Origin of the sequence: Kribbella monticola, assembly GCF_003261635.1 — a bacterium.
GTDB lineage: Bacteria > Actinomycetota > Actinomycetes > Propionibacteriales > Kribbellaceae > Kribbella > Kribbella monticola.
In genome coordinates this window covers 82,252-106,675 of sequence record NZ_QFXK01000031.1, presented here as the reverse complement: position 1 = coordinate 106,675, position 24,424 = coordinate 82,252, and the positions used below count along the sequence as shown (strand labels likewise).

Below are 24,424 nucleotides of genomic sequence, written 5' to 3'. Positions count from 1 at the left end.
GGTTGAGTCGTGCCTATCGTCAGTGCCGCTGCCTGTCCCCACCCGCCGCTGCTGGTTCCCGCAGTAGCCGGTGGTGCAGCAGCAGAGCTCGACGTACTGCGCGCTGCCTGCCTCTCCGCGATCGACCAGCTTGCAGACGCCGACTCCCTCCTGATCGTCGGCTCCGGCCCGGCCACCGGTACGCAGTACGAGTCGTCGGCAGGTGGCAGCTTTGGCCCGTACGGCGCTCCGCAGGTGACCGTCGGCACTGGCGAGCCGGTGCTGCCGCTCTCGCTGACGATGGGCAGTTGGCTCCTCTCGCAAAGCAAGGCGGCCGGCCTACCGTCCCGCATGGTCACCGTCGCCACGGACGAGCCGGTCGAGGGGTGCCTGGCGCTGGGCCAGGAGCTTGCCGCAGGCAACGAGCGGAAAGCCTTGCTGGTGATGGGCGACGGATCGGCCCGCCGCAGCGAGCACTCACCGGTGCATCTGCACCCTCGCGCGGAGATCTTCGACAGCACGGTCGCGGCCGCACTGGACCTCGCCGACACGGCCACGCTCGCCGCGCTCGACCCCGACCTCGCCGGCGAGCTCAAGGCTGCCGGTCGAGCGCCTTGGCAGGTGCTCGCGGGTGCAGCCGGTCCGGCCACCTTCACCGGCAACCTGCTGTACCACGCAGCGCCGTACGGCGTGGGCTACTTCGTCGCCGCCTGGTCTGCTTGACCCTCTATATGTACTTCGGGCCACCGGGACGCTGTGGCGGCCAGGTCGGCATGCCCGGCCTCGACGAGCTGGTTGGCCAGCTCGACCCGCGCGGCTCGTACGGCGTCGGCCGCCTCCTCCGCGCTCGGGTATGGGCCCGACCAATGGCACACCGCGTCCCCGGCGAACCAGCCCGCGGCGGACCGGCGTACCTGGGAAGCCGCGAGCCTGTCCGCGGGTAAGGCGTCACCGCGCTCGGCGGCCAGTTGGATCACCGCGTCGACGGTGACGACTTCGGCGCTCAGGTCCGTCAGCGGCCGGAGGTAGACGGCGTCGGTATAGACGAACTCGTACCCGGCCGGGGCGCGCTCGGCCAGCCACTCGAGTGCCTCGAGGGCAGTCGTGCGCAGCTTCTCGGAGTTCTCCGGGTCGGCGAGGGTGTGGACTCCACACATCCTGGTGTGGGTCGGGCGCAGTTCGTTCTGCCAGAGGCGGACCTGCAACTCCTCGCGGCCGGACAACCGGCGGCCGAGGATCCGGGCCAGGCCGACCACGTCGAAGTTCAGCTCGTCCGGGGTGCGTTTGCGGCCCGGCTCGAACGGCTCGCCGGGCAGTGTCCCGTGCGTGGTCCACGGCCCGACGTGCCAACGCTCCAACGTGGTCATAGGCCCCAACCTAGCTGCGCTCGGGCGCCGGTACGTCGAAGGTGCTGCTCAGGTCGGTCAGGATCGACCAGGCGCCCTGCAGGCCGACCGCGGTCATCCAGGTGATGTCCGGTACCTCGTGCACCTTCGGCGCCAGCGGCTTCCACAGCGGGTTGGCCTTGAACTGGTCGGCCGTCTTCTTGCTCAGCCCCTTCTCGTCGGCGTACGTCGCGACGAAGATCGCGTCGGCGTCCGCGTCCTTGATCCGCTCGGCGCTGATCTCGGCGGCGAAGCCGTTCACGTCCTGCGACTTCGGCCGCTTCAGGCCGGCGTCCTTCAGCACGATCCCGGAGAAGCTGGCGTTCTGGTAGAGGCGGGTCGGGCCGTCGACGAACCGGACCACCGAGATCGTCGGGTTCTTGGCTTTCTCGTTGATCGCCGCACCGACCGACTTGGCCGCGGTCTCGTACGAGGTGAGCTCCTCGTTCGCCAGGTCCTCGGCGCCGAGTGCCTTCGCCTCCAGCCGGATGTTGTCCTTCCAGGTCGGCCCGGTGGTCTCGGTCATCACCGTCGGCGCGATCTTGCTCAGCTGCGGGTACAGCTTCTCGTGCCGGACCTTCGCGGTGATGATCAGATCCGGCTTGAGCGCGGCGATCTTCTCCAGGTTCGGCTCGGCCAGCGTGCCGACCGACTGCGCCTCCGCCCCGTACTTCGTGCGGTCGTCGCCGAGGTAGTCGGGCAGCTTGCCGTTGATGGTCCGGTAGTCGGTGAAGCCGACCACCTGGGTGTGCAGGATCATCGTCGCGTCGACGAAGCTCGCGTCCAGCGCCACCACCCGCTTGGGCTTGGCGGGAATCTCGGTCTTGCCCATCGCGTGGTCGATCGTCCGCGGGAAGCCGGCGTTCGCGGACGCCTGCGCGGGATCCTCCTTCTTCTGCTCCGACCCGCCACAGCCGGTCAAGGCCAACGCAACGGCAACAATCACAGTTCCAAGGCGGACGCGCACAAGTTCTCCCAGTATCGGCAGCAGGTCCGAGCACCCTACTCCATGAAAGTTAGGCTGCCCTAACCTGCCCCTCGGTGGCCGGGCCCCAGGTAAGGGTCGCCTAAGGTTGGCCGTTATGTGGGCTGTGCGGCGGGTGTCGAGGCCGGTGGCATTGATCCTGGTGGCGACCGCCGTGGTGCTGGCGTTTGTGGCGAGTCTGGCGCTCGGCTCGCGCTGGCTGGGGCCGGGCGCGGTCGGGCACGCGTTGCTGTCGCCCGACGGGAGCGACGCCGATGTGATCGTGCGAAGTCTGCGGTTGCCGCGGACCGTGGTCGCGCTGGTGATCGGCGTCTGCCTGGGCATCGCCGGCGCATTGATGCAGGGACACACCCGGAACGCGCTGGCCGAGCCGGGAATCTTCGGCGTGAGTGCGGGCGCCGCGTTGGCGGTGGTGCTCGGACTGCAGGTCGGGCTGGTGGAGACGGTCGGTTCGACGGTGTGGTGCGCACTGATCGGCGCGCTGGTGGCGACCTTCGCAGTACAGCGGCTGGCGTCGCGGGGGAGTGGCGCGACGCCAGTGGGCCTGGCGCTGACCGGGGCCGCGGTGGCCGCGATGCTCGGGGCGCTGACTTCGGCGATCGTGCTGCTCGACGCGAACACGTTGGACGGTTATCGCTTCTGGGCGGTGGGTTCGGTGGCCGGTCGCGGGTTCGACGTGGTCGGTCAGGTCCTGCCGTTCGCTCTGGTCGGCGTCCTTCTCGCGGTGGTCAACGCGCGTGATCTCGATCTGCTGTCCCTGGGCGACGATGTCGCCGCCGGTCTCGGCCTGTCCGTACGCCGGGCCCGCCTCGTCGGGCTGCTCGCGATCGGGCTGCTCACCGCGGCGGGCGTCGCGGCTTGTGGGCCGATCGGGTTCCTCGGGCTGCTCTCGGGGCACGTCGCCCGCCGGATCTTCGGAGCCCGCAACGCCTGGCTGATCCCGGCCGCCGGGCTGACCGGAGCAGCCGCCCTGATCCTTGCGGACCTGGTCGGCCGGCTGGTCGGCGGAGCCGGTGAAGTCCAGGCAGGCGTCGTACTGGGGATCGTCGGCGCGCCGCTGTTCGTGCTCGTCGTACGGCGTCGGGCGGTCGCGTTGTGACCGCAACCACCGAAGTCGCGGTCAAGCCGCGCACCGTAGTACTGGCCGCTGCCTTCGCTGTCGCAGCAGTGGTTCTTGCGCTGGTCTCCTTGAGCCTCGGTACTACGAAGCTGCCACTCGACGAGGTGCTGCGAGCCCTGTTCGGCGGAGGCGACAGCGGGACCCGGCTGATCGTGATCGAGCTCCGGATGCCCAGGGTCGCGACCGGGTTGCTGGTGGGCATCGCGTTCGCCGTCTCCGGAGCACTCCTGCAGACCTTGTCGCGCAACCCGCTGGCCAGCCCGGACATCATCGGCGTCAACTCGGGTGCCTCGGCGGCCGCGGTCGGCGTGATCGTGCTGGCGGGCACCGGCGGCGGCAACATCTCGGGCGCTGCCGAGCGGATCGGGCTGCCGCTGGCCGCAGTACTGGGCGGTTTGCTGGCGACCTTGATCGTCGGCCTGCTGTCGATCCAGCGCGGCGTCGTCGACGCGAGCAAGGTGGTGCTGATCGGCGTCGGAGTCGCGGCCGCCGCGAACTCGCTGGTCGCCTGGTTGCTGGTGATCGGCGACGTCACCGACGCGGGCCGGGCCGCCGCCTGGCTGGCCGGTTCGCTCAACGCGCGGACCTGGTCGGACGCCGTTCCGGTCGGGCTCGCCGTGACAGTGTTGTTGCCGGTGGCAATGATGTTCGGTCGCGAGCTGGAGGCGCTGGTACTCGGCGACGACGTCGCCTCCTCGCTCGGTGTCCGGGTGTCCCGGGTCCGGCTCGCGTTGCTGGTCGTCGCGACCGTGCTCGCGGCGATGGCGACCGCGGGCGCCGGGCCGATCACGTTCGTCGCACTGGTTGCTCCGCAGGTCGCGCAGCGGTTGGCGCGGACGGATCGCCCGCCGCTGCTGACGACCGCCATGCTCGGCGCGCTGTTCGTCACGCTGGCCGATCTGATCGCACGCAACGGCCTGCAGGTGTTGCAGGTCGGCCCGTACGAGTTGCCGGTCGGCGTCGTCACGGCCGCGGCCGGAGCGCCGTACCTGCTTCACCTCATCGGCCGTCAGCAGAAGGGGCGCTGAACCGTGGACGTCGAGAATCTCACCCTTGGCTACGGCCCGGACGAGCCGGTGGTGTCCGAGCTCAGCCTCGCCGTGCCGTCCGGGCAGTTGACGGCGATCGTCGGCCCGAACGGTTCCGGCAAGTCGACCTTGCTCCGCGGGATGAGCCGGCTGCTCGCGCCGCGATCCGGCCGGGTACTCCTGGACGGCAAGGACATCCACCAGCTGCCGGCCCGGGAGCTGGCTCGTCAGTTGGGTCTGCTGCCACAGGGCCCCGTGACGCCGGAAGGGATCACCGTGGCGGAGCTGGTGTCGCGCGGGCGGCATCCCCACCGCGGCCTGTTCGCCCGGCTGACCTCCGACGACCATCAGGCGATCGACGACGCCTTGGCCGCGGTCGAACTGGTCGAGTTGCGGGACCGGCCCGCCGAGCAGTTGTCCGGCGGCCAGCGGCAGCGGGTCTGGATCGCGATGGTGCTTGCCCAGGGAACGCAGTACCTGCTGCTAGACGAGCCCACGACGTACCTGGATCTCGCGCACGCCGTCGACGTGATGAATGTCGTCCACGCGGCCGCGCACACGACCGGGCGGACCGTGGTGACGGTGCTGCACGACCTGACGCTGGCGGCGCAGTACGCCGATCATCTGGTGGTGATGGGTGCCGGCCGGATCGCCGCCGAAGGGCCGCCCGCCGAGGTACTGACCGAGGAACTGCTCGCCGAGGTGTTCGGGCTGCGGGCGAAGGTGGTGGAGGTCGGCGGAGCTCCGGTGGTGGTGCCGGACCGTACGCTGGTGCCATGACGTACTCCGCGAACCGCCTCGCGGACCTCGTGGACGGGGAAGTCTCCTGGCTGTCAGTCCGTACTGCAGACGCCTTGCCGGGCCCCGACTGGATCTCCTGCGCCGGGCTGCTCGCGGAGCAACAGGCCGGCGGCGACCCGACGCACGGATGGCGGCAGGCCTTGCACGAGGACTACGGTCGCGAGTACGCGATCGAGCCGCCGGAGCAGGTCGCCGCGATGTTCGTGCTGATGTGGTACGTCTCGGTGCCCTCGATCGTCGCGGGCGTTTCCGCCGCTCTGACCGGGGTTTCGCCGGACGTCTCGCCGGCCTCGCTGGCTTTCCGGCGGCACCCGATGGCGCATTACCCGGCTGAGGTGGCGCTGCTGTCCGACCAGGTCGTCACCGCGGTCGAGGCGGCCGCTCAGGTCAGCTCACACACCCGCGCCTTCACCGACTCCTACCGGCCGGGCGTCAAGATGAGTTCGCTCCAGCGGCTCGGCGCGGTCCAGGACGAGCTCCGGGCCGCGATCCGGATGCCCGCGGAGGCCGAGTTCGCCGAGGCCGCCTCGGCCGCCTTCGGTGTCCCGCTCGACCAGCAGGTCCGTACTTCGTGCTGTTTCGTCTACGCGTTGCCCAACGTCAATCCGTGTGCCGGCTGCCCGAGGGTTTCGACGCTGGTTTGATGGATTGTTTCGGGCTAGCCCGGAATCCACGCTGTGGTGACACATCGTCGCTCAGCGGAGGTCGGCATGCGATGGATCCGGGTGGCCACGGCCGCCGCACTCCTGGTCCCCACGGTGGCGTTCGGGCAGTCGGGTGCCGCGCAGGCGCGGGAACAGGCCACGGCGGTGCCGTCGGTCTGGACCGAGTCGGCGTACAACTCGGTCTTCAAGGACAGCGGGCGATCGCCGGAAGCGGCGGACGCCATCGAGTTGGACACCGCGAAGAACGAGTACGAGGGCGCGCAGATCGTCGTCCGCGGACCGCAGGCGTTCACCGTCGACAGCGTGGACTTCACCGCGCTGACCGGCCCGGCCGACTCCATCGCCGCGGGTGAGCTCAGCTACAACCCGGTCGGCTACCAGTACCTCAACAAGCCGTCCGACAAGATCTACCCGCTGATCCGGAACGCGCCGGGCGACTTCCCCGACCGGTTGCTGAACCAGACCGGCATCGCCGTCCCCGCGAACCAGACCCAGTCGCTGTGGGTCCGGGTGCACGTGCCCGCGACCGCGGCGGGCGGTATCTATCGCGGCCGTGCGACGGTCCGGACGACGGCCGGCGACCTGAGCGTGCCGATCTCGGTCAACGCGCGGAACGTGGTGATCCCACCCGCGAACCAGAGCGAGTTCACCAATGTCATGTGGACCAATTTCCTCGGTCTGACCTCGTACGACCCTGGCAAGGGCGACACGATCAAGCTGTTCTACGACTACGACCGGTACTCGAGCGACTGGTGGCAGCTGATCGACAACTGGGCCGACACGATGAAGAAGTACCGGCAGAACAATTTGCAGCTGCCGATGATCAACCTGCTCACCGACGGCGGCTCCAAGGTCGATGCCGCAGGCAACTACACCTTCAACTTCAGCCGCTTCGACGAGGTGGTGCAGCGGTTCCTGGACAAGGGCGTGGTGAACCGGCTCGAGGGCTTCACCCAGGCCGGTTCCTGGAATCCCGACCTCAACCCGCAGTACCCGAAGTACAAGCTCGAGGTGATCCCGAAAGAGACCGGCCGGCAGATCCCGGACTACGTGTACTGGGGTACGCCGGAGGCCGACAACTGGTACAAGCAGTTCTACCCGGCGCTGCGTCAGCACCTGACCGAGAAGGGCTGGCAGGACAAGTTCTGGACCCATGTCAGCGACGAGCCGAACATCGCCAGCGGCGGGCAGCAGTGGTACGAGATCGCGGCGCGGATCCGGCAGTACTGGCCGGAGGTGAAGCTTGCCGACGCGACCGTGTTCCCGATGTCGGGGGATCTCGTCAAGGCCGCCGACATCGTGATCCCCAACGTCACCATCTATTCCGATGCCGTCAGCCACACGATGGCCACCGGCGAGCCGAATCCGTTCGACACCGAACACGCCAAGGGCAAGGAGTTGTGGCTCTACAACTGTGCCGGGCTCGGCGGTGAGTACCTGAACCGGCTGATCGATCAGCCGCAGTGGCAGCAACGCCAGACCATGTGGTTCGCCTACAGCCGCGGGGCCACCGGCTATCTGCACTGGGCCTACAACAACTGGCAGTACGACATGGACGCCCAGACCATCAAGGGCGACGGCTACATCGTCCGGCCCGACAAGGCCCATCACACGATCGAGGCCTCGACCCGGTACGAGTCGCTCCGGGACGGTCTGGAGGACTGGGAGATCCTCAACAAGCTGGGCAAGACGAACCCCGGGCTGGCCAAGGACCTTGCCCAGACGGTCGGCCTGAACGGTACGAAGTACTCCCGCGACGTCTCCTACATGCAGCGGATCAGGGCTATCACCCTCGACGCGGCGGCCGGCAAGCCGGTGGTCGCCAAGGACCTGGTGAAGGCGCGGACGAGCGGCACCAAGTGGGAGCAGGTCGACCTCGGCCGGCAGGGCCAGGTGGATGGTGTCCACCTGCGCTGGGGTGCCGGCTTCGCGACCAAGTACCGGGTGATGATCTCCTACAACGGCACCGACTGGTCGCAGGCGGCCGACGTCACCGGTGACGGCGGCGACGACTTCGTGGGGCTGAACGCGAAGACGCGCTACATCCGCGTCGAGGTGACCAGCGATACGCCGTACCAGCTGCCGACGTTCGAGGTGGCGGGCAACTATCTGCTCCAGCAGAACCTGGCCGGCGGGAAGTCCTACACAGCGACGGCGCCCTCCGCGCGGTTCCCCGACAAGGGGCGCGAGGCGACGGACGGCGTACTGGCCGACGACTGGGGTGACGGGCTCGCGTTCGGTTACGAGCTGAGCAACGGCCAGCACGCGGAGCCGTCCGTCGCGATCGACCTGGGTGGATTGCAGACGATCGGCAGCGTCCGGGTGCACGCGTACGAGGAGTATCCGGACTACCGGCCGGACCAGATCACCGTCGCCACCAGCTGGGACGGAGTGAACTACGCGAACGTCGGTCAGGTGGGCGCGATCAGCGGCGCCCGGCTCTGGTACGACATCAGCTTCGCGCCGACGCTGGGCCGCTACGTCCGGGTGACCTTCGCCAAGACCGGTACCGCGAAGGGCACCGGCGAGTTCGTCGACGACATCGAGGTGTACGGCGCCGGCCAGGCACAGGACGAGGTGCCAGGGTCGGCGGGTTATCAGTGGACCGATGTCGGTCGCGCCGGGCACGAGGTGATCCTGGCGCCGACTGCCACCGGCAGCGTGGGCCGCTGGGACTGGAGTGCTGCGACGAACGTCAAGCGCGACGACTGGGGCGGTGGGCCGGTCGCGGGCAAGACGACCGGGTTCAGCTGGCTCAATCAGCAGCACGCGCTGGCCCGCAGTACGGCTGGAAAGCTCCTGCACTGGTGGTGGATCGAGGGCGAGTCGGCCGCGCACAGCGCCGACTGGGGTGGAGACGCAGCGGGTGACCCGGCGGCGGTCGTCTGGTCCGGGCAACAGCACGCCTTCGCAAGGTCATCCGCGGGCGACCTGCAGCATTGGTGGTGGGACCCCGCAGACGGCGAGGTGCGGCTGGACAAGTGGAGTGGTGCTCCCGGCCCGATCGCCGGTACGCCGTCGGCCTTTGTCTGGGGCAACCAGTTGCATGTGGTTGCCCGCGGCACCGATCACCACCTCTACCACTGGTGGTGGGGTCTCGGCGAGTACGCACCGCACTTCGCGGACTGGGGCGGCGAGGCGTACTCCGACCCGGCCACCTTCGTCTGGAACGGCCAGCAGCACGTCTACACCCAGGCGGCGGACGGGCAGCTCTACCACTGGTTCTGGGACCCGGTCGACGGGCTGCACCAGGTGAAGTGGACCGGTGCCCCGGGCAAGTTCGTCGGTGCGCCGGCCGCATTCAAGACGGCCAACCAGCAGCACGTCGTCGCCCGCGGACCGGGCAACACCCTCTACCACTGGTGGTGGGACCAGGGCACAGCGAAGGTCTCTTTCGAGGACCAGGGCGGCGAAGCGTTCTCCGATCCCGTCGGGTTCGCGTTCAACGACCAGTTCCAGTTCTTCGCGCAGAGCTCGAAGGGGACCCTGTCGCACTGGTGGTGGACCCCGGCCGAGGGCTGGCAGCGCAACGACTGGGGCGGCAGCGTCCACTACCCCTCCTGAGAACGCACCCGGCACGACAACGGTCACGGACAACGAACGGTCGGAGGACTCACGATGCGATGGTTGCGAGCGGTACTGGCGGGCGGCATGGCGGTGACCGCGGCCGCTCTGGTTCCGCCGGGTGCTGAGGCCCGGGTCACGGCCGGTGCGCCGCCCTCGGTGTGGACGGAGACGGCGTACAACTCGGTGTTCAAGGACAGCGGGCGATCGCCGGAAGCGGCGGACGGCATCCAGTTGGACACGGCGAAGAACGACTACGAAGGTGCGCAGATCGTGCTCCGCGGGCCGGCGGCGTTCACAGTCAACAGCGTGGACTTCACCTCGCTGACCGGCGGCGCCGACTCGATCCCGGCGAGCGAGATCACCTACAACCCGGTCGGGTACGAGTACCTCAACCACAACTCGGTGTTCGGCTGGAACCCACCGCAGCCGGTCTATCCGACCATCCGCACCGGTGCCGGTGACTACCCCGACCGCTTGCTGAACCAGACCGGCATCGCCGTACCGGCCAACCAGACGCAGGCACTCTGGGTCCGCGTACACGTGCCGGCCACCGCGGCGGGCGGTATCTACTCCGGCCGCGCCACGGTCCGGACCACGAACGGCGACCTGAGTGTGCCGATCACGGTCAACGCGCGGGACGTGGTCATCCCGCCGGCGAACCAGAGCGAGTTCACCAACGTCATGTGGACCAACTTCCTCGGCCTGACCTCGTGGGACCCGGGTAAGGGTGACACGGTCAAGCTGTTCTACGACTACGACCGGTACTCGGCCGACTGGTGGCAGTTGATCGACAACTGGGCCGACACGATGAAGAAATACCGGCAGAACAGTCTCCAGCTTCCGTTGATCAACCTGCTCACCGACGGCGGTTCCAAGGTCGATGCCGCGGGCAACTACACGTTCAACTTCAGCCGCTTCGACCAGGTCGTGCAGCGGTTCATGGACAAGGGCGTGGTGAACCGGCTGGAGGGCTTCACCGGGGCCGGGTCGCAGAGCCCGGAGCGGAACCCGTCGCGGAAGTGGCTGATCGAGGTCACCCCGAAGAACACCGGGTCGCAGATCCCGGACTACCTGTTCTGGGACTCCCCGGAGGCCACCAGCTGGTACTCGCAGTTCTACCCGGCACTCAAGGCGCACCTCGACGCCAAGGGCTGGACGTCGATGTACTGGATGCACGTCGGTGACGAGGCCAACGGCTCGGAGGGCGAGGCCGGCTGGCTGGGCATCGCCGCCAAACTCCGCCAGTACTTCCCCGGCGTGAAGATCGGCGACACCTCGGTGAACGGCTCCGGCCCGCTGATCGCGCGCAACTCCGACATCGTCATCCCGAACCTGTTCACCTACACCGCCGACCCCGGCACGTACGACGCCGAGCGGGCCAAGGGCAAGCCGCTGTGGTTCTACAACTGCAACATCCCGGTCGGGAACCACCTGAACAGGTTCATCGACCAGCCGGAGTGGAGCCAGCGGCAGACGATGTGGCTCGCCTACGGCCGCGGCGCCACCGGCTACCTGCACTGGGCCTACGGCAACTGGCAGTACACGATGAACGACCAGGACGTGAAGGGCGACGGCTACATCGTTCGCCCCGACAAGGCGAACCACACGGTCGAGGCATCCACCCGGTACGAGTCGCTGCGGGACGGCATGGAGGACTGGGAGGTGCTGAACAAGCTGGGCAAGACCAACCCCGGGCTGGCCAAGGACTTCGCCACCAGCCTGGTCCAGCGCGACGACAAGTACTCGCCGGACGTCTCGTACATGCAGCGCGTTCGTGCATTGATGCTGGACGCGGCGGCCGGCAAGCCGATCGTCGCCAAGGACCTGGCGAAGGTGCGGACCGAAGGTCCGAAGTGGATCCAGACCGATGTCGGGCGGCAGGCTCAGGTCGACGGCGTCCACCTGCACTGGGGTACGACGTACGCGAGCAACTACCGGGTGCTGATCTCCTACAACGGGACGAACTGGGCCGAGGCCGCCAACGTCACCAGCAACGGCGGTGACGACTTCGTCGGCATCAACGGCAAGGCCAGGTACATCCGCGTCGAGGTGACGAGTACAACGCCGTACGAGCTGGTGGACCTGGAAGTCGCCGGGAACCTGCTGTTGCAGCAGAACATCGCGGGCGGGAAGCCGTACGTCGCGAGTGCGCCGTCGGCCAGGTTCCCTGACAGCGGGCGGGAGGCGACGGACGGCGTACTGGCCGACGAGTGGGGCGACGGCCGCAGCTTCGGCTACGAGCTGGCCAAGGGCGAGTACAAAGCACCGACCGTCGCGATCGACCTCGGCTACCCGCAGGTCGTCGGCACCGCCCGGATCCATGCCTACGAGGAGTATCCGGACTACCGGCCCGACATGCTCACCGTCGCCACCAGCACGGACGGCGTCAACTACACCGACCGGGGACTGCTCAGCTGGGTCAACGGCGCGTCCAAGGTCTGGTACGACGTCGGCTTCGCTCCGGTGACCGCCCGCTATGTCCGGGTCACGTTCGCCAAGACCGGGACGGACAAGGGCACCGGCGAGTTCGTCGACGACATCGAGGTCTACGGCGCGGGCCCGAACGGTCCGGACGTCGTACCGGGCTCGACGGCATACCAGTGGAACGACGCGGGCGGTGCCGGGCACGAGGTGATCTTCGCGCCGGGGTCGACTGGGTCGATGCGGCGCTGGGACTGGTCGGCGGCGGCGGGACTCAAGACGGCCGACTGGGGTGGCGGTCCGATCGCGGGGAAGACCACCGGCTACTCCTGGAACAACCAGCAGCACGCGGTAGCCCGCAGTACGACGGGCAAGCTCTTGCACTGGTGGTGGATCGAGGGCGAGACGACCCCGCACTACGGCGACTGGGGCGGGGACGCGGCAGGCGACCCGACAGCAGTGGTGTGGTCAGGTCAGCAGCACATCTTCGCCAGGGCATCGACGGGCGACCTGCAGCATTGGTGGTGGGACCCGGCCGACGGACAGCTACGGCTGGACAAGTGGGGCGGTGCACCCGGCCCGATCGTCGGTACGCCGTCCACCTACGTCTGGGGCAACCAGCTGCACGTGGTGGCCCGTGGAGCCAACAACCACCTCTACCACTGGTGGTGGTCGCTCGGTGAGTTCGAGCCGCACTTCGCCGACTGGGGAGGCGAGGCGTACTCCGATCCGGCCACGTTCGTCTGGAACGGTCAGCAGCACGTCTACAGCCAGGCCGCGGACGGGCAGCTGTACCACTGGTTCTGGGACGCCGGTGACGGTCTGCACCAGGTCAAGTGGACCGGGGCGCCGGGGAAGTTCGTCGGGGCGCCGTCCGCGTTCAAGACGGGCACCCAGCAGCACGTGGTCGCCCGGGGTCCGAACAACACGCTCTACCACTGGTTCTGGGACCAGGGCACCTCGAAGGTGAGCTGGGAAGACCTCGGTGGCGAGGTGTACGCCGACCCGGTGGCCTTCGCCTTCGCCGACCAGCACCAGTATTTCGCTCAGAGCGCAACCGGCACCCTCTACCACTGGTGGTGGACGCCGCAGGACGGCTGGCACAAGAACGACTGGGGCGGGAGCGTGAAGTACCCCGCCTGAGCCCGCTGGATCCGGGCCGCGGAATATTGTCGGTGCCGCCCGGCACTATGTCGATCATGAATCTGACACAGTGTCGGGCGGCCATCGCGCCGCCGTGTACGTCACCGACGGGTAACCCGCTTTTGGTTGTCCGCCGCCAGGGCCGCGGTTAGGTTCGATGACGTGACGGAGCCTGGTGGTACCCCGGCGACGACCCCGATCGGCTCCCGCGTGGCGGCCGAGGGTTACGTCGAAATGGTGTGCTTCAAGCACGGTCCTCCCCAGCTGCAGGGCGTTGAGCTGGAGTGGACGGTGCATCATGCGGACGATCCGTACCGACCACTCGACGCAACACAACTGAGCAAGGCCCTGGGCGCGCACGCGCCCGCCACCCTGGTGCCCGGTAGCCCGCAGCTGCCGCTCGGCCGGGGTGCTCTGGTCACGGTCGAGCCGGGTGGCCAGGTGGAAATCTCCGGCTCTCCGTCAACTTCAGTCACGAGGTTGATCGAGGACACCGCCGCCGACGCGGCCGAACTGACCTCCCTGCTGGCGACCGCCGGCCTGATTCCGGGCGAGCACGGCCTGGACGCCTTCCGGCCGCCACGGCGCATCCTGACCGTCCCGCGCTACGCGGCGATGGAGCGCGCGTTCGCCCGGCTGGGCCCGCACGGCCCGCGAATGATGTGCAGCACCGCCGGACTGCAGATCTGTCTCGACGCGGGCGAGGCCGACCAGACGGCGACCCGCTGGCGGGCGCTGCACGATCTCGGCCCGACTCTGGTCGCGCTGTTCGCCAACTCCCGGCGCCGGACCGGGGACGACACCGGCTGGGCCTCCGCCCGGACCGAGGCCACCTTCGGGACCTGCGCCCCGTTCACCGAGCCGCCGCCGCTGGACGGCGACCCGGCCGCGGCCTGGGCGCGGATGGCCATGGAAGCACCGGTGCTGTGCCTGCGCCGCGGCGACAACTGGGATGCGCCGGCCGGCCTGACCTTCGGCGCGTGGGCCGATGGGGCCCTGCCCGGCGACAGCCCGACGTACGCGGATCTCGACTACCACCTCTCCACGCTGTTCCCGCCGGTCCGGCCGCGCGGGTATCTCGAGGTGCGCTACCTGGACACCCAGGCCGGCGACGGGTGGATCGCCCCGACCGTGCTGCTGACGGCGTTGATGTCCGACGCCGCCGTGATCGACCGTGCCATGGCCGCTGCCGAGCCGGCGGCGGGCCGCTGGTTCCCCGCCGCCCGGGAAGGACTCGACGACAAGTTGGTCCTGCAGGCGGCGCGGGACGTGGTGGAGCTCGGAATCGAAGTACTGGACCGCACCGGCATCGGTCCCGAACTGCTCGGTGAAGTCGCAACCCGGCTGAACCGCATCGTCGACGACACCCAGAGAAGGCGAGCCTCATGAACCACCAACTGTCCGACCTGACCGAGGAGGGCCTGCGCGCCTTCGTCGCCGAGCAGCTCGATCGCTCGCGGTCGCGGACCGTGCAGCTGACCGACGCGGTCGACACCGACGACCTGGTCCGGCAGCACTCGAAACTGATGTCGCCACTGGTCTGGGACTACGCCCACATCGGCAACCAGGAAGAGCTCTGGCTGGTCCGCGACGTCGGCGGCCGCGAGCCGGTCCGGCAGGACATCGACGAGCTGTACGACGCGTTCATGCACGCCCGGGCCGACCGGCCGTCGCTGCCGCTGCTCGGGCCGAGCGAGACCCGGGCCTATGTGGTCGAGGTGCGGGACAAGGTGCTGGACGTGCTCGACCACGTGAAGTTCGGCGGCGACCGGGAGCTGGTCGAGAACGCGTTCGCCTTCGGCATGATCGTGCAGCACGAGCAGCAACACGACGAGACGATGCTGGCCACGCACCAACTGCGGACCGGCGTACCGGTGCTGGATGCCCCTGCGCCACCGGCCGGCCGGCGGCTGGCCCGGTCGGAGGTGCTGGTGCCGGGCGGCGTCTTCGAGATGGGGACGTCGGTCGAGCCGTGGGCGCTGGACAACGAGCGCCCGGCACATCCGGTGCAAGTCGCGGCGTACGTGATCGACACCGTTCCGGTGAGCAACGGCGACTACCTTCGCTTCGTGCTCGGCGGTGGGTACGCCGATCCGAAGTGGTGGTCCGAGGCCGGTTGGGCGCACGTGCAGAAGGCGTCGCTGGTCGCGCCGCGATTCTGGGAGCAGGTCGACGGCAACTGGATGCGGACGAGGTTCGGTCACCGCGAGGTGCTTCCGCTGGACGAGCCGGTGATGCACGTCTGCTTCTACGAGGCCGAGGCGTACGCGGCCTGGGCGGGCAAGCGGCTGCCGACCGAGGAGGAGTGGGAGTTCGCGGCCCGCTTCGACCCCGCGACCGGCCGGACCAGGCGGTTCCCGTGGGGTGACGAGAGCCCCGGACCACAGCACGCGAACCTCGGCCAGCGGCATCTGCGGCCGGCACCGATCGGTGCGTATCCGGCCGGTGCCTCGCCGCTCGGGGTCGAGCAGTTGATCGGCGACGTCTGGGAGTGGACCAGCAGCGACTTCAAGCCGTACCCGGGCTTCCGCGCCTTCCCGTACGACGAGTACTCGCTGGTCTTCTTCGGCAGCGACTACAAGATGCTCCGCGGCGGATCGTTCGGCACCGACGAAGTAGTTGCCCGGAGCACCTTCCGCAACTGGGACTACCCGATCCGGCGGCAGATCTTCGCCGGGTTCCGCTGTGCGCGCGACCCGCTGCCGTCGGAGCTCGGCTAGTGTGCCGGCACCTGGCATATCTCGGGCCTCCGGTGACGCCGGCGTCGTTGGTCCTGGAGCCGCCGCATTCGCTGTACCGGCAGAGCTGGGAGCCGGCCGATATGCGCGGTGGTGGCTCGGTCAACGCGGACGGCTTCGGCCTCGGCTGGTACGTCGACGGCGCTCCCGTGCGGTATCGGCGCAGTGTGCCGATCTGGGCGGACGAGTCGCTGCCCGGATTGGCCCGCTCGATCCGATCCGGCGCACTGCTGGCCGCAGTACGGAACGGCACGGTTGGGTCACCTCTGAACGAGGCGGCCGCGGCACCGTTCGTTCGGGATCGCTGGTTGTTCAGCCACAACGGGCTGATCACCGGGTGGCCCGGCTCGGTGTCCAAACTCGCCGAGACGCTGCCGGTCTCCGAGCTGCTCACCCTCGACGCCCCGATGGACTCCGCGCTCCTGTGGGCCCTGATCCAGGACCGCCTGTACGCCGGTGCGCCTGCTGCCGAGGCAGTCGCGTCGGTGGTGCGTGAGGTGGCCGAGGCCGCACCGGGCTCCCGGCTCAACGTGCTGCTCACCGACGGCGACCAGATCGTCGCGACAACGTGGACCCACTCGCTGTGGGTCCGGCGGACGGCGGAGTCCGTTGCCGTCAGCTCCGAGCCGTGGCAACGCGACGACGGCTGGGCCGAGGTTCCCGACCAATCGTTGCTGGTGGCAACCAAGAACTCACTGACGATCACACCTTTGGCTCCCCGACCGGTGGAGCTTCCGATGGAAGGACGAGAGTGACCCTCATCGACCCCGAGATCGATACTCATCTGACTCCCGACTACGCCTCCCGCGCGCTGCGTGAGGATGCCCGAGCCGGGTTGACCGCCGAGCCCAAATGGCTGGCGCCGAAGTGGTTCTACGATGCGCGTGGCAGCGAGTTGTTCGAGGAGATCACCCGCCTGCCGGAGTACTACCCGACCCGCGCGGAGCGGGAGATCCTCGACGCCCGCTCCGGTGAGATCGCCGAGCTGACCGGCGCGAAGACGCTGGTCGAGCTCGGCTCCGGCTCGTCGGAGAAGACCCGGCTGCTGCTCAGCGGGCTGCGTGATCACGGCACGCTGACGACGTTCGTTCCGCTGGACGTGTCCGAGTCGGCGCTGCGCGAGGCGGCCGCCGCGATCACCGCCGACTATCCGGGCCTCGTGGTGCACGGCGTGGTCGGCGACTTCACCGAGCACCTCGACAAGTTGCCCGGTGACGCTCCACGCGTGGTGGCGTTCCTCGGCGGCACGATCGGGAACCTGCTGCCCGACGAGCGCGCCGACTTCTACGCCTCGGTGCGCGAAGTACTGGAGCCGGGGGAGTGGTTGCTGCTCGGCACGGATCTCGTGAAGGACCCGGCGACCCTCGTCGCGGCGTACGACGACAGCGCGGGCGTGACCGCCGAGTTCAACAAGAACGTACTGCGGGTGCTCAACCGGCAACTCGGGGCCGACTTCGACGTGGACGCGTTCAGCCATGTCGCGGTCTGGGACGCCGAGAACGAATGGATCGAGATGCACCTGCGAGCAGACCGCGCGATGCAGGTGCTGATCCCTGAGATCGGGCTCGAGATCGAGTTCGCCGAGGGGGAGGAGCTGAGCACGGAGGTGTCGGCGAAGTTCCACCGCTACGGAGTCGAGGCCGAGCTCGGCAAGGCAGGCTTCACCCCGGGTGCTTGGTGGACCGACTCGGAGGAGCGCTTCGCCTTGTCCCTCTGGCAAGCGGTCTAGAACAAGACTGCGGCCGACGACTCCATGGTCGTCGGCCGCAGCCGCTGTCAGCCCGCGGTCCCCCGCCTTCCCTAGCCTCAGCCTTGAATCAACCTGCGGTCCGCCCCCGCCTTCCCTAGCCTCAGCCTTGGATCAGCCTGCAGTCCCGCCCCGCCTTCCCTAGGCTCAGCCTTGGATCAGCCCGCCGACTTGATCAGGTCGTTGATCTTGCCGACGTAGGTCTGCAGGTCGCTGATCGGCTTCTTGCCGCTCAGGATCGGCTGGTACCACGCGGTGGTCAGGTCGGCGACCTGCGAGGCCCAGGTCGTGGTGAACCGAACGCCGACCGTCTTCTCCGCGGACAGGTCCGCCTTGACCGTGTCGACGACCGTGGTCTGGCCGGCCTTGGTGAGCGCGTCGAAGTAGCTCGCCTGTGCCGGGGTGTAGGCGGGGGGAGCGACCGGTGAGGCCGGCAGCACCGCGTCCCACACCTTGGTGTTCAGGTACTGCAGCACCTTGTACGTCGCGTCCTCGTTGGCCGTGTATTTCGGCGTGCAGATGCCGACCGAGTCGTACAGGGTGGTCGGCGTGTTCACCTGCGGGAACGGGGCGAAGCCGTACTTGATCTTCGGCTTGTCGGTCTGGAACCCAGCCGCGAGCCACTGACCACCGACCATCATCGGCACCTTGCCGGCCGAGAACAGCGCCTGCACGTTCGACGCGTCGTACCCGGGCGGGGCGACCGAGCCGGACTTGATCGCGGCGGCCAGCTTGGTGACGCCCTCGACGTACTTGTCGTCCGCCTCGGCCTTGGTCGGGTGGTTCACGTTGTCGGTGAACGGCGCGCCGCCCGCGGACACGGAGTACATGCTCATCGAGAACGGTGCGTCCGCCGAGGTCAGGTTGTCCGCGACCAGCCCGTACTTCGCGCCGCCCTTGTTCGCCAGTTTGCTCGCGGCGGAGTACATCTCGTCCCAGGTCCAGCCGGCCTTCGGCTCGGGGATCCCGGCGGCCTTGAAGGCGTCGACGGAGTACCAGATGCCGTAGGTGTTCATCAGGGACGGCAGGCCGCCCATCTGGCCGTCGCCGGTCTTCCAGTTCTCCATCGCCGAGCCGACGAAGTTGCCGGCCTTGAAGTCGCCGTCGCCGTCGGTGATGCGCTTGGCCCAGTCCACCGTCAGGCCCTGCGCGGTGTACTGCTGCTCGGTGTCGTTACCGCACCAGAACAGGTCGGGCAGCTTCTTCGCCTGGGTCAGCGACGCGAGCTTGTCGCCGTACCCGCCGCTCGGGGTGTCCACCCGCTTGACGGTGATCTTGTCGTCCTTGAATCCGGCCAGCGCCTTGTCGATGGCGGCGTTGGTCTGCGCCGACTCCCACGTCATCACTGTCACGGTGACCGGGCCGTCGGACTTGCTGCCGGAGTCGGAACCGCTACACGCGGCCGTTGCCGTCAGCAACCCGGCGCACGCCAGGCTGGTACCGATGATGTGCTTCTTCACTGCTGTGCTCCTCAGGGGTGAGTCACTTCTGGGTCGTGCTGCCGAGCGAGCCGAGGCCCTGGATGAAATAGCGCTGCGCGGCGAAGAAGAGGATCAGCGGCGGCAGCATGTAGAGCAGGTTCGTGGCCATGTAGTAGCTCCAGTCCGGCGTCTGCCCCGCGAACGGGGAGATGAACGACGCCATCCCGACCGACAGCGGCCATTTGTCGGAGGAGTACAGGTAGACCAGCGGATTGAGGAAGTCGTTCCAGGAGGCCTGGAAGGCGAGGATCGCCATCGTGATCCAGGCCGGCTTGGTCAGCGGCAGCATCACACTCGTGAAGATCCGGAAGTGCCCGGCGCCGTCGATCTTGGCGGCCTCGTCGATCGAATACGGGATGGCAAGGAAGTACTGCCGGGCCAGGAAGATGAACAGCGGATTGCCGCCGAAGAAGGCCGGCACGATCAACGGCAGCCATGTGTCGTACCAGCCGATGCTCTTGTACAGCTGGAACAACGGGATCAGCCCGACCACACCGGGCAGCAGCATGCTGCCGACGAACAGGTAGAACCACATCTTCCGGCCGGGGAACCGCAACCGGGCCAGCGCGTAGCCGGCCATCATCGCGGTCATCACCCCACCGAGCACGCTGAGCGCCGTGATGATCGTTGAGTTGAGCAACAACCGCGGGAAGTGGATCGCCTGCGGGCCCTTGATGAAGTTGCCCCAGTGGAACTCGTGCGGCAGCAGCTTCGGCGGTACTTCGAACACGGCGGTCCGGCTCTTCAGGCCGATGGCGATCATCCAGAGCAGCGGCACCACCATCACGGCGCAGATGAACAGGGCGGTCGCGTACCACGACGCCGTACCGAGCGGGCGGCGCTTCTTCGGTCGGCGGACCGGTTCGTCGAGGGCTCCGGCCAGCGCGAGCGGAGCCTCGGTCGAGGGGTCAGTCGGGAGTGTTGTCACTGTACGTCCAGAGCGAGGAGAACTTCGCGGTCAGGGCGATCACGGCGATGATCAGGATGAACAGCACCCATACCTGGGCGGAGGCGTAGCCGAGCTGCGGAATCCTGCCCAGGTTGGAGAATCCGTTGTTGTAGATCGAGAGCATCAGCACGTTGGTGCTGAAGCCGGGACCACCACCGGTGAGGATCTTCGGCTGGTTGAAGGTCTGCAGCGCGGCCGTGGTCTGCAGGATCACCTGCAGCAACATGATCGGGCTGATCATCGGCAGGGTGATCCGGAAGAACACCGAGTACGGTCCGGCGCCGTCGACCTTGGCCGCCTCGTAGAGTTCGGTCGGAACGGCCTGCAGGGCGGCGAGGAAGATGATCATCGTGCCGCCGACGCCCCACAGCATCACGATCACGATCGAGGGCATCGACATCGACGGGCTCTGCAACCACGAACTCGTCGGCAGGTGCAGCTTCGCCAGGATCGTGTTCGCCAGGCCCACCTGGGGATTGAGGATGAACTTCCACAGCGTGATGGTGGCGATCGCGGGCAGCACGACGGGCAGATAGGCCAGCGTCCGCACGATCCGGACACCGGCGAAGCGCTGGTTGCAGAACATCGCCAGCGCCAGGCCGAGGCCGAGCGACAGCGGGACGTACAGCACGACCAGGTAACCCGTTGCCTTGAGCGACGGCCAGAACGCCGGGTCCACGGTGAAGAGCCGGCGGAAGTTGTCCAGGCCGACGAAGACCGGATCGGTGAGCCCGTTGTACTTCGTTAGCGCCAGGTAGAACGACCGCACCAGCGGATAGGCCACGAACACGGAGAACCCGATGATCGGCGGCAGGATGAACAGGTACGCCGCCCGTGTATCGGAGCCGGCACTGCGGCTCATCCCGACTCGGGAACGATTCATCCTGCCTCCTGGACGGTAACGTTTCCAACGGCTTACTGTTGTGTGACGATGCCGTGTCGTGAGAGGGAAGTCAACCCTGTGTCCGAAACGTTTCCAACGCAAGCGGGATCCAGCCGCCCGACGATGATCGACGTCGCCAAGGCGGCCGGGGTCGGGCTCGGCACGGTGTCCCGGGTGGTCAACGGCGGGGCCGGGGTCCGGGAGCAGACCGCGTCGCGGGTGCGGGCCGCGATCGACCAGCTCGGCTTCCAGCGCAACGAGGTGGCCCGTGCGCTGCGGCCCGGGAAGAAGTCGTCCAGCCTCGCCCTGGTGCTCGGTGACCTGACCAACCCGTTCTACGCGACGATCGCGAAGGCGGCACTCGAAGTGGCCGGCCAGGACGGATTCGCGGTGGTGCTCGGCTCGGTCGACGAGGACCCGGAGGGGGAGCGGCGGGCGATCCAGGAACTGATCGGCCGGCAGGTCGCGGGGCTGATGATCGTGCCCGACCAGGGCGATCACTCCTACCTGGCCGGTGCCGGTGTGCCGGTCGTGTTCGTGGACCGGCCTGCGCACGGGATCGAGGCCGACATCGTCACGGTCGACAACGAGGGCGGCGGCCGATTGGCCACGGAACACCTGCTGGAGCAGGGACATCGGCGGATCGCGATCCTGCTCGCGCCGTCGTACCACACCACCGGACGACGGTTGCGCGGCTATCGGCGGGCCCATCGCGGCGCGGGGATCGCGGTCGACGAGAGCCTGGTCGTCCAGTTGCCCGAAGGTACGGCGGAGGCCGCCGAGAAGGCGACCCGCGAGCTCATGCACAAGCCCGATCCGCCGACCGGGCTGTTCGCGTCGACCAACTTCGTTGCCGAGGGCGTGCTTCGGGCGCTGCGCGAGGTCGACCGGCAGCCCGCGGTGGTCGGCTTCGACGACTTCCGGATGGCCGACATGCTGCCGACGCCCGTCACGGTCGTTGCCTCCGACACCGCGGAGCTCGGCCGGATCGCCGCTCGCCTGCTGCTCGACCGGGCATCCGGCGCGGACACCCGGGCGCCCCAGCGCATCGTCCTGCCGTGCGCTCTGATCCAGCGTGGCTCGGGCGAGGTCCCTGTTCTGCCTTAGGGATAACAACGCCCGGTTGGGTGTGCGATGTGGGTACGTTCGGTGCTGTGATCAGCGACGTGGACGGACTGCCCGTGTACTACGAGTCTTTTGGTGAGGGGAGGCCGATCGTCTTCCTGCCGGGCTGGGGCAACGCGAACGGCGAAGGCCGCGACGTCCACGAGCCGGTCTTCGCCGATCGGCCCGGGTGGCGGCGGATCTACCTCGACCCACCGGGCACCGGCAACACCCCGTCACGCGAATGGATCACCGACCAGGACGGGATGCTCGACGTGATCGCCCGGGCGATCGACGGCGTGATCGGCTCGTCTGCCTTCGGGGTCGCCGGTACTTCGGCCGGCGGGTTGCACGCGCGCGGATTGGTTCGCCGGGAGCCCGGGCGCATCTTGGGATTGATGCTCCGGGTGCCCGGCGTGGTCGTCGATCGCTCGCAGCGCCAGTTGCCGCACGACATTCCTACGCAGACTCCGGAGTTCGAGGCGGCGCTGCTGGAGAAGCAGAAGGCCTACTACGATCCGGCCGAACTACAGGCCGATCTGGAGTTCCTCGGCGCGATCCAGAGCGATGTCACTCGCTACTCATTGTCCGGGGATCTGTCCGTGCGGCTGGAGGCGCCGACGCTGATCGTCACCGGGCGACAGGACGTGATGACGGGCTATGCGGATGCCTGGTCGCTGCTCGACGACTACCCGCGCGCGACGTACGCAGTACTGGATGAAGCGGACCATGATCTTCCGGTGCGGAACCATGCGCTCTACCGGGCGTTGGTGGCCGACTGGCTCGATCGGGTCGAGGGACAGCTGGAGGACCCGGCCGCTTGAGGGGCGGATGCGGCCGGGTCCTGGTTCGGAGGGTCAGAAGCGGGGTCAGAAGTTGGGCCAGGCCCAGCCGAGGTAGCTGTTGAAGTAGGGCAGGGTGCGGGTGCCGATCGCGCCGCTGACGCTGGTCGCCCAGAAGGTGCCGTCACCCTTGGCGAGACCGACGTGCCCGTACGGCGCCGCGAGGTCCCAGAAGACCAGGGCGCCCTTCGGCGGGTGCAGGTCGCCAGGGTGCGCCGCGCCGCGGGAGACCGCGTCGTTCCAGTCGATCTTGGCCGACCCCCAGACGAGGTCCTTGCCGTAGGAGTTCTCGGCCGCCTTCTCGCAGTAGCCCTGGTACGCCGTCGAGCCGCTGCGGGCGGCGTACCAGGCGATGGCTTTGTCGGCGCGCGGGTTGCTGGTGCAGAGCGGCGCTACCAGGCCGGTGCTGCCGGTGTTGACGTAGGAATCGGTGATGAAGCCCTTGCCGGGGACGTGGTCCCAGATGAGGCTGCGACCGTACTTGCCTGTCACAGGTTCGCCGTAGATCTGGCAGTCGATCTCGACCGCGCCGTTCGGCTGGTTGCCGACGATGCCGAACGTGGTCGCGTTGCCGGATCGGATGGCGACCCCGGTTCCGCTGTCGGTGACGACGGTGCCGGTGGCCGCGTTGGCCGGCAGGGTGACGGCGCCGACGGCGGCGACGCCACCTAACAGCGCGGTGATGGTGACTCGGGCGATGGTTCGAAGGAGGGCGGGGCGCATGATCAGATCCCTTCACTGGCGTCGGACCCGGGGCAGGTCCTTGGCGATCTGGCAGTGGAAACAGAGAATCAAAGCGTCACCGTGTTGTCGCAGTGGGCAACGAAAACCAATAACGGACCACCGAGTAGTCTCTGTGAACGAGTGACCACCGGGAGAAACCGTGAGGCCAGCACAGGCTCGCTCCGTAATCGGCAGTCGCATGCGGGAACTCCGCGAAGCGGCCGGCGTGCCGCTCACCCGTGCCGCCACCCTGTCCGGCTGGGACAAGGGACACCTGTCGCGGGTCGAGCGCGGGCACACCAAGCCGAGTCGCGAACTGATCGAGTGGTACGACGAGTCGTTCGGCGCCGGCCAGTCGCTGGTGAACCAGTCGGTCGAGCTGGACGAGGCGGTCCGGGTCGGCAAGGACATGTCGCTGCGGGACATGCGCCGGCGCGGGTCCGTGCTGCACCCGATGCTGCTCGGCGGATCCGTCCCGGCCGACCATCATCCCGAGGACCGCGCCGAACTGGTGGGGGAGACAGTGCCGGACGGCACCCGGGTCTGCCGGGACCAGGAGTTCGAGAAGAGCTGGGAGATCCGCAACAGCGGCGAGCGGGTCTGGAAGGATCGCTGGCTGACGCGGCAAGGCGCCGCCGGGACGCCCGGGTGGATGCGCTCGCCGGCCCGCACCAGGCTGCCGGACGCAGTGCCGGGTGAGGTCGTGACCGTGCGCATGATGCTGCAGGCGCCGTCGCAGGTGGGAGCATCGACGGCTTATTTCAAGGTCACCGACGAAGAGGGCCGGCTCTACTACCCGGGTCTGGAGTCACCGCCCGTCTACTGCACGATCTTCACCGTCTACGAGCTCTGATCGCCCAGCT

General features: G+C 68.3%; 20 protein-coding genes. 14 read left to right on the top strand and 6 right to left on the bottom strand.

Annotation, left to right across the window (positions count from 1 at the left end; genetic code table 11):
• Positions 1-9 precede the first annotated feature (9 nt).
• Positions 10-702: a class III extradiol ring-cleavage dioxygenase family protein gene (locus tag DIZ26_RS19890; protein WP_112243656.1), complete on the top strand. Its 693-nt coding sequence runs from the start codon at positions 10-12 to the stop codon at positions 700-702.
• Here DIZ26_RS19890 and DIZ26_RS19885 read toward each other — a convergent pair.
• Positions 675-1,346, bottom strand: coding sequence for a hypothetical protein (locus DIZ26_RS19885; RefSeq protein WP_112243654.1), 672 nt, complete (start codon positions 1,344-1,346; stop codon positions 675-677). The genes DIZ26_RS19890 and DIZ26_RS19885 overlap by 28 nt on opposite strands.
• A gap of 10 nt (positions 1,347-1,356) precedes the next feature.
• On the bottom strand, positions 1,357-2,310 hold the full coding sequence (locus DIZ26_RS19880) for an ABC transporter substrate-binding protein (RefSeq protein ID WP_232828467.1): 954 nt from the start codon (positions 2,308-2,310) through the stop codon (positions 1,357-1,359).
• Between the two features lie 136 nt (positions 2,311-2,446).
• Here DIZ26_RS19880 and DIZ26_RS19875 point away from each other — a divergent pair, with 136 nt between their 5' ends.
• From DIZ26_RS19875 to egtD, 10 genes are all read left to right on the top strand, one after another.
• On the top strand, positions 2,447-3,448 hold the full coding sequence (locus DIZ26_RS19875) for a FecCD family ABC transporter permease (protein WP_198676177.1): 1,002 nt from the start codon (positions 2,447-2,449) through the stop codon (positions 3,446-3,448).
• Positions 3,445-4,497 carry a FecCD family ABC transporter permease gene (locus tag DIZ26_RS19870; RefSeq protein WP_112243650.1) on the top strand — a complete coding sequence of 351 codons (1,053 nt, stop codon included), beginning with the start codon at positions 3,445-3,447 and terminating at the stop codon, positions 4,495-4,497. The genes DIZ26_RS19875 and DIZ26_RS19870 overlap by 4 nt, the downstream gene beginning before the upstream one ends.
• Positions 4,498-4,500: 3 nt before the next feature.
• Positions 4,501-5,277, top strand: coding sequence for an ABC transporter ATP-binding protein (locus tag DIZ26_RS19865; protein ID WP_112243648.1), 777 nt, complete (start codon positions 4,501-4,503; stop codon positions 5,275-5,277).
• Complete coding sequence (locus DIZ26_RS19860) at positions 5,274-5,942, top strand: (2Fe-2S)-binding protein (protein ID WP_112243646.1); 669 nt, start codon at positions 5,274-5,276, stop codon at positions 5,940-5,942. Before DIZ26_RS19865 ends, DIZ26_RS19860 begins: the two co-directional genes overlap by 4 nt.
• Before the next feature lie 66 nt (positions 5,943-6,008).
• On the top strand, positions 6,009-9,527 hold the full coding sequence (locus DIZ26_RS19855) for a glycoside hydrolase domain-containing protein (protein ID WP_112243643.1): 3,519 nt from the start codon (positions 6,009-6,011) through the stop codon (positions 9,525-9,527).
• A 54-nt stretch (positions 9,528-9,581) separates the two neighbouring features.
• The gene (locus DIZ26_RS19850; RefSeq protein WP_112243641.1) at positions 9,582-13,094 is read left to right on the top strand and encodes a glycoside hydrolase domain-containing protein; all 3,513 of its coding nucleotides are present in this window, start codon (positions 9,582-9,584) and stop codon (positions 13,092-13,094) included.
• Positions 13,095-13,256: 162 nt separating this feature from the next.
• Positions 13,257-14,483 carry a glutamate-cysteine ligase family protein gene (locus tag DIZ26_RS19845; protein WP_112243639.1) on the top strand — a complete coding sequence of 409 codons (1,227 nt, stop codon included), beginning with the start codon at positions 13,257-13,259 and terminating at the stop codon, positions 14,481-14,483.
• The gene (gene egtB, locus DIZ26_RS19840) at positions 14,480-15,814 is read left to right on the top strand and encodes an ergothioneine biosynthesis protein EgtB (RefSeq protein ID WP_112243637.1); all 1,335 of its coding nucleotides are present in this window, start codon (positions 14,480-14,482) and stop codon (positions 15,812-15,814) included. The genes DIZ26_RS19845 and egtB overlap by 4 nt, the downstream gene beginning before the upstream one ends.
• Positions 15,814-16,587, top strand: coding sequence for an ergothioneine biosynthesis protein EgtC (gene egtC, locus DIZ26_RS19835; RefSeq protein ID WP_112243635.1), 774 nt, complete (start codon positions 15,814-15,816; stop codon positions 16,585-16,587). The genes egtB and egtC overlap by 1 nt, the downstream gene beginning before the upstream one ends.
• Positions 16,584-17,561, top strand: a complete 978-nt coding sequence (gene egtD / locus DIZ26_RS19830; protein WP_112243633.1) for an L-histidine N(alpha)-methyltransferase — start codon at positions 16,584-16,586, stop codon at positions 17,559-17,561. Before egtC ends, egtD begins: the two co-directional genes overlap by 4 nt.
• A gap of 176 nt (positions 17,562-17,737) precedes the next feature.
• Here the strand turns inward: egtD and DIZ26_RS19825 are convergent, their stop codons facing one another.
• Genes DIZ26_RS19825 through DIZ26_RS19815 form a run of 3 tightly spaced genes read right to left on the bottom strand, consistent with a single transcriptional unit; the run spans position 17,738 to position 20,892 of the window.
• Positions 17,738-19,039, bottom strand: a complete 1,302-nt coding sequence (locus tag DIZ26_RS19825; RefSeq protein WP_232828465.1) for an ABC transporter substrate-binding protein — start codon at positions 19,037-19,039, stop codon at positions 17,738-17,740.
• A gap of 22 nt (positions 19,040-19,061) precedes the next feature.
• Positions 19,062-19,988 (bottom strand): carbohydrate ABC transporter permease, encoded by a 927-nt coding sequence (locus DIZ26_RS19820; RefSeq protein ID WP_232828464.1) that lies wholly within the window; start codon positions 19,986-19,988, stop codon positions 19,062-19,064.
• Positions 19,969-20,892: a carbohydrate ABC transporter permease gene (locus DIZ26_RS19815; protein WP_198676176.1), complete on the bottom strand. Its 924-nt coding sequence runs from the start codon at positions 20,890-20,892 to the stop codon at positions 19,969-19,971. The genes DIZ26_RS19820 and DIZ26_RS19815 overlap by 20 nt, the downstream gene beginning before the upstream one ends.
• Positions 20,893-21,015: 123 nt before the next feature.
• Here DIZ26_RS19815 and DIZ26_RS19810 point away from each other — a divergent pair, with 123 nt between their 5' ends.
• Positions 21,016-21,999 carry a LacI family DNA-binding transcriptional regulator gene (locus DIZ26_RS19810; RefSeq protein ID WP_112243631.1) on the top strand — a complete coding sequence of 328 codons (984 nt, stop codon included), beginning with the start codon at positions 21,016-21,018 and terminating at the stop codon, positions 21,997-21,999.
• A 47-nt stretch (positions 22,000-22,046) separates the two neighbouring features.
• Complete coding sequence (locus DIZ26_RS19805; RefSeq protein ID WP_157979763.1) at positions 22,047-22,820, top strand: alpha/beta fold hydrolase; 774 nt, start codon at positions 22,047-22,049, stop codon at positions 22,818-22,820.
• Between the two features lie 45 nt (positions 22,821-22,865).
• Here the strand turns inward: DIZ26_RS19805 and DIZ26_RS19800 are convergent, their stop codons facing one another.
• On the bottom strand, positions 22,866-23,561 hold the full coding sequence (locus tag DIZ26_RS19800; RefSeq protein ID WP_112243627.1) for an SH3 domain-containing protein: 696 nt from the start codon (positions 23,559-23,561) through the stop codon (positions 22,866-22,868).
• A gap of 199 nt (positions 23,562-23,760) precedes the next feature.
• On the opposite strand from DIZ26_RS19800, the gene DIZ26_RS19795 reads away from it, so the two are divergent.
• On the top strand, positions 23,761-24,414 hold the full coding sequence (locus DIZ26_RS19795; protein ID WP_232828463.1) for an NBR1-Ig-like domain-containing protein: 654 nt from the start codon (positions 23,761-23,763) through the stop codon (positions 24,412-24,414).
• Positions 24,415-24,424: the final 10 nt, after the last annotated feature.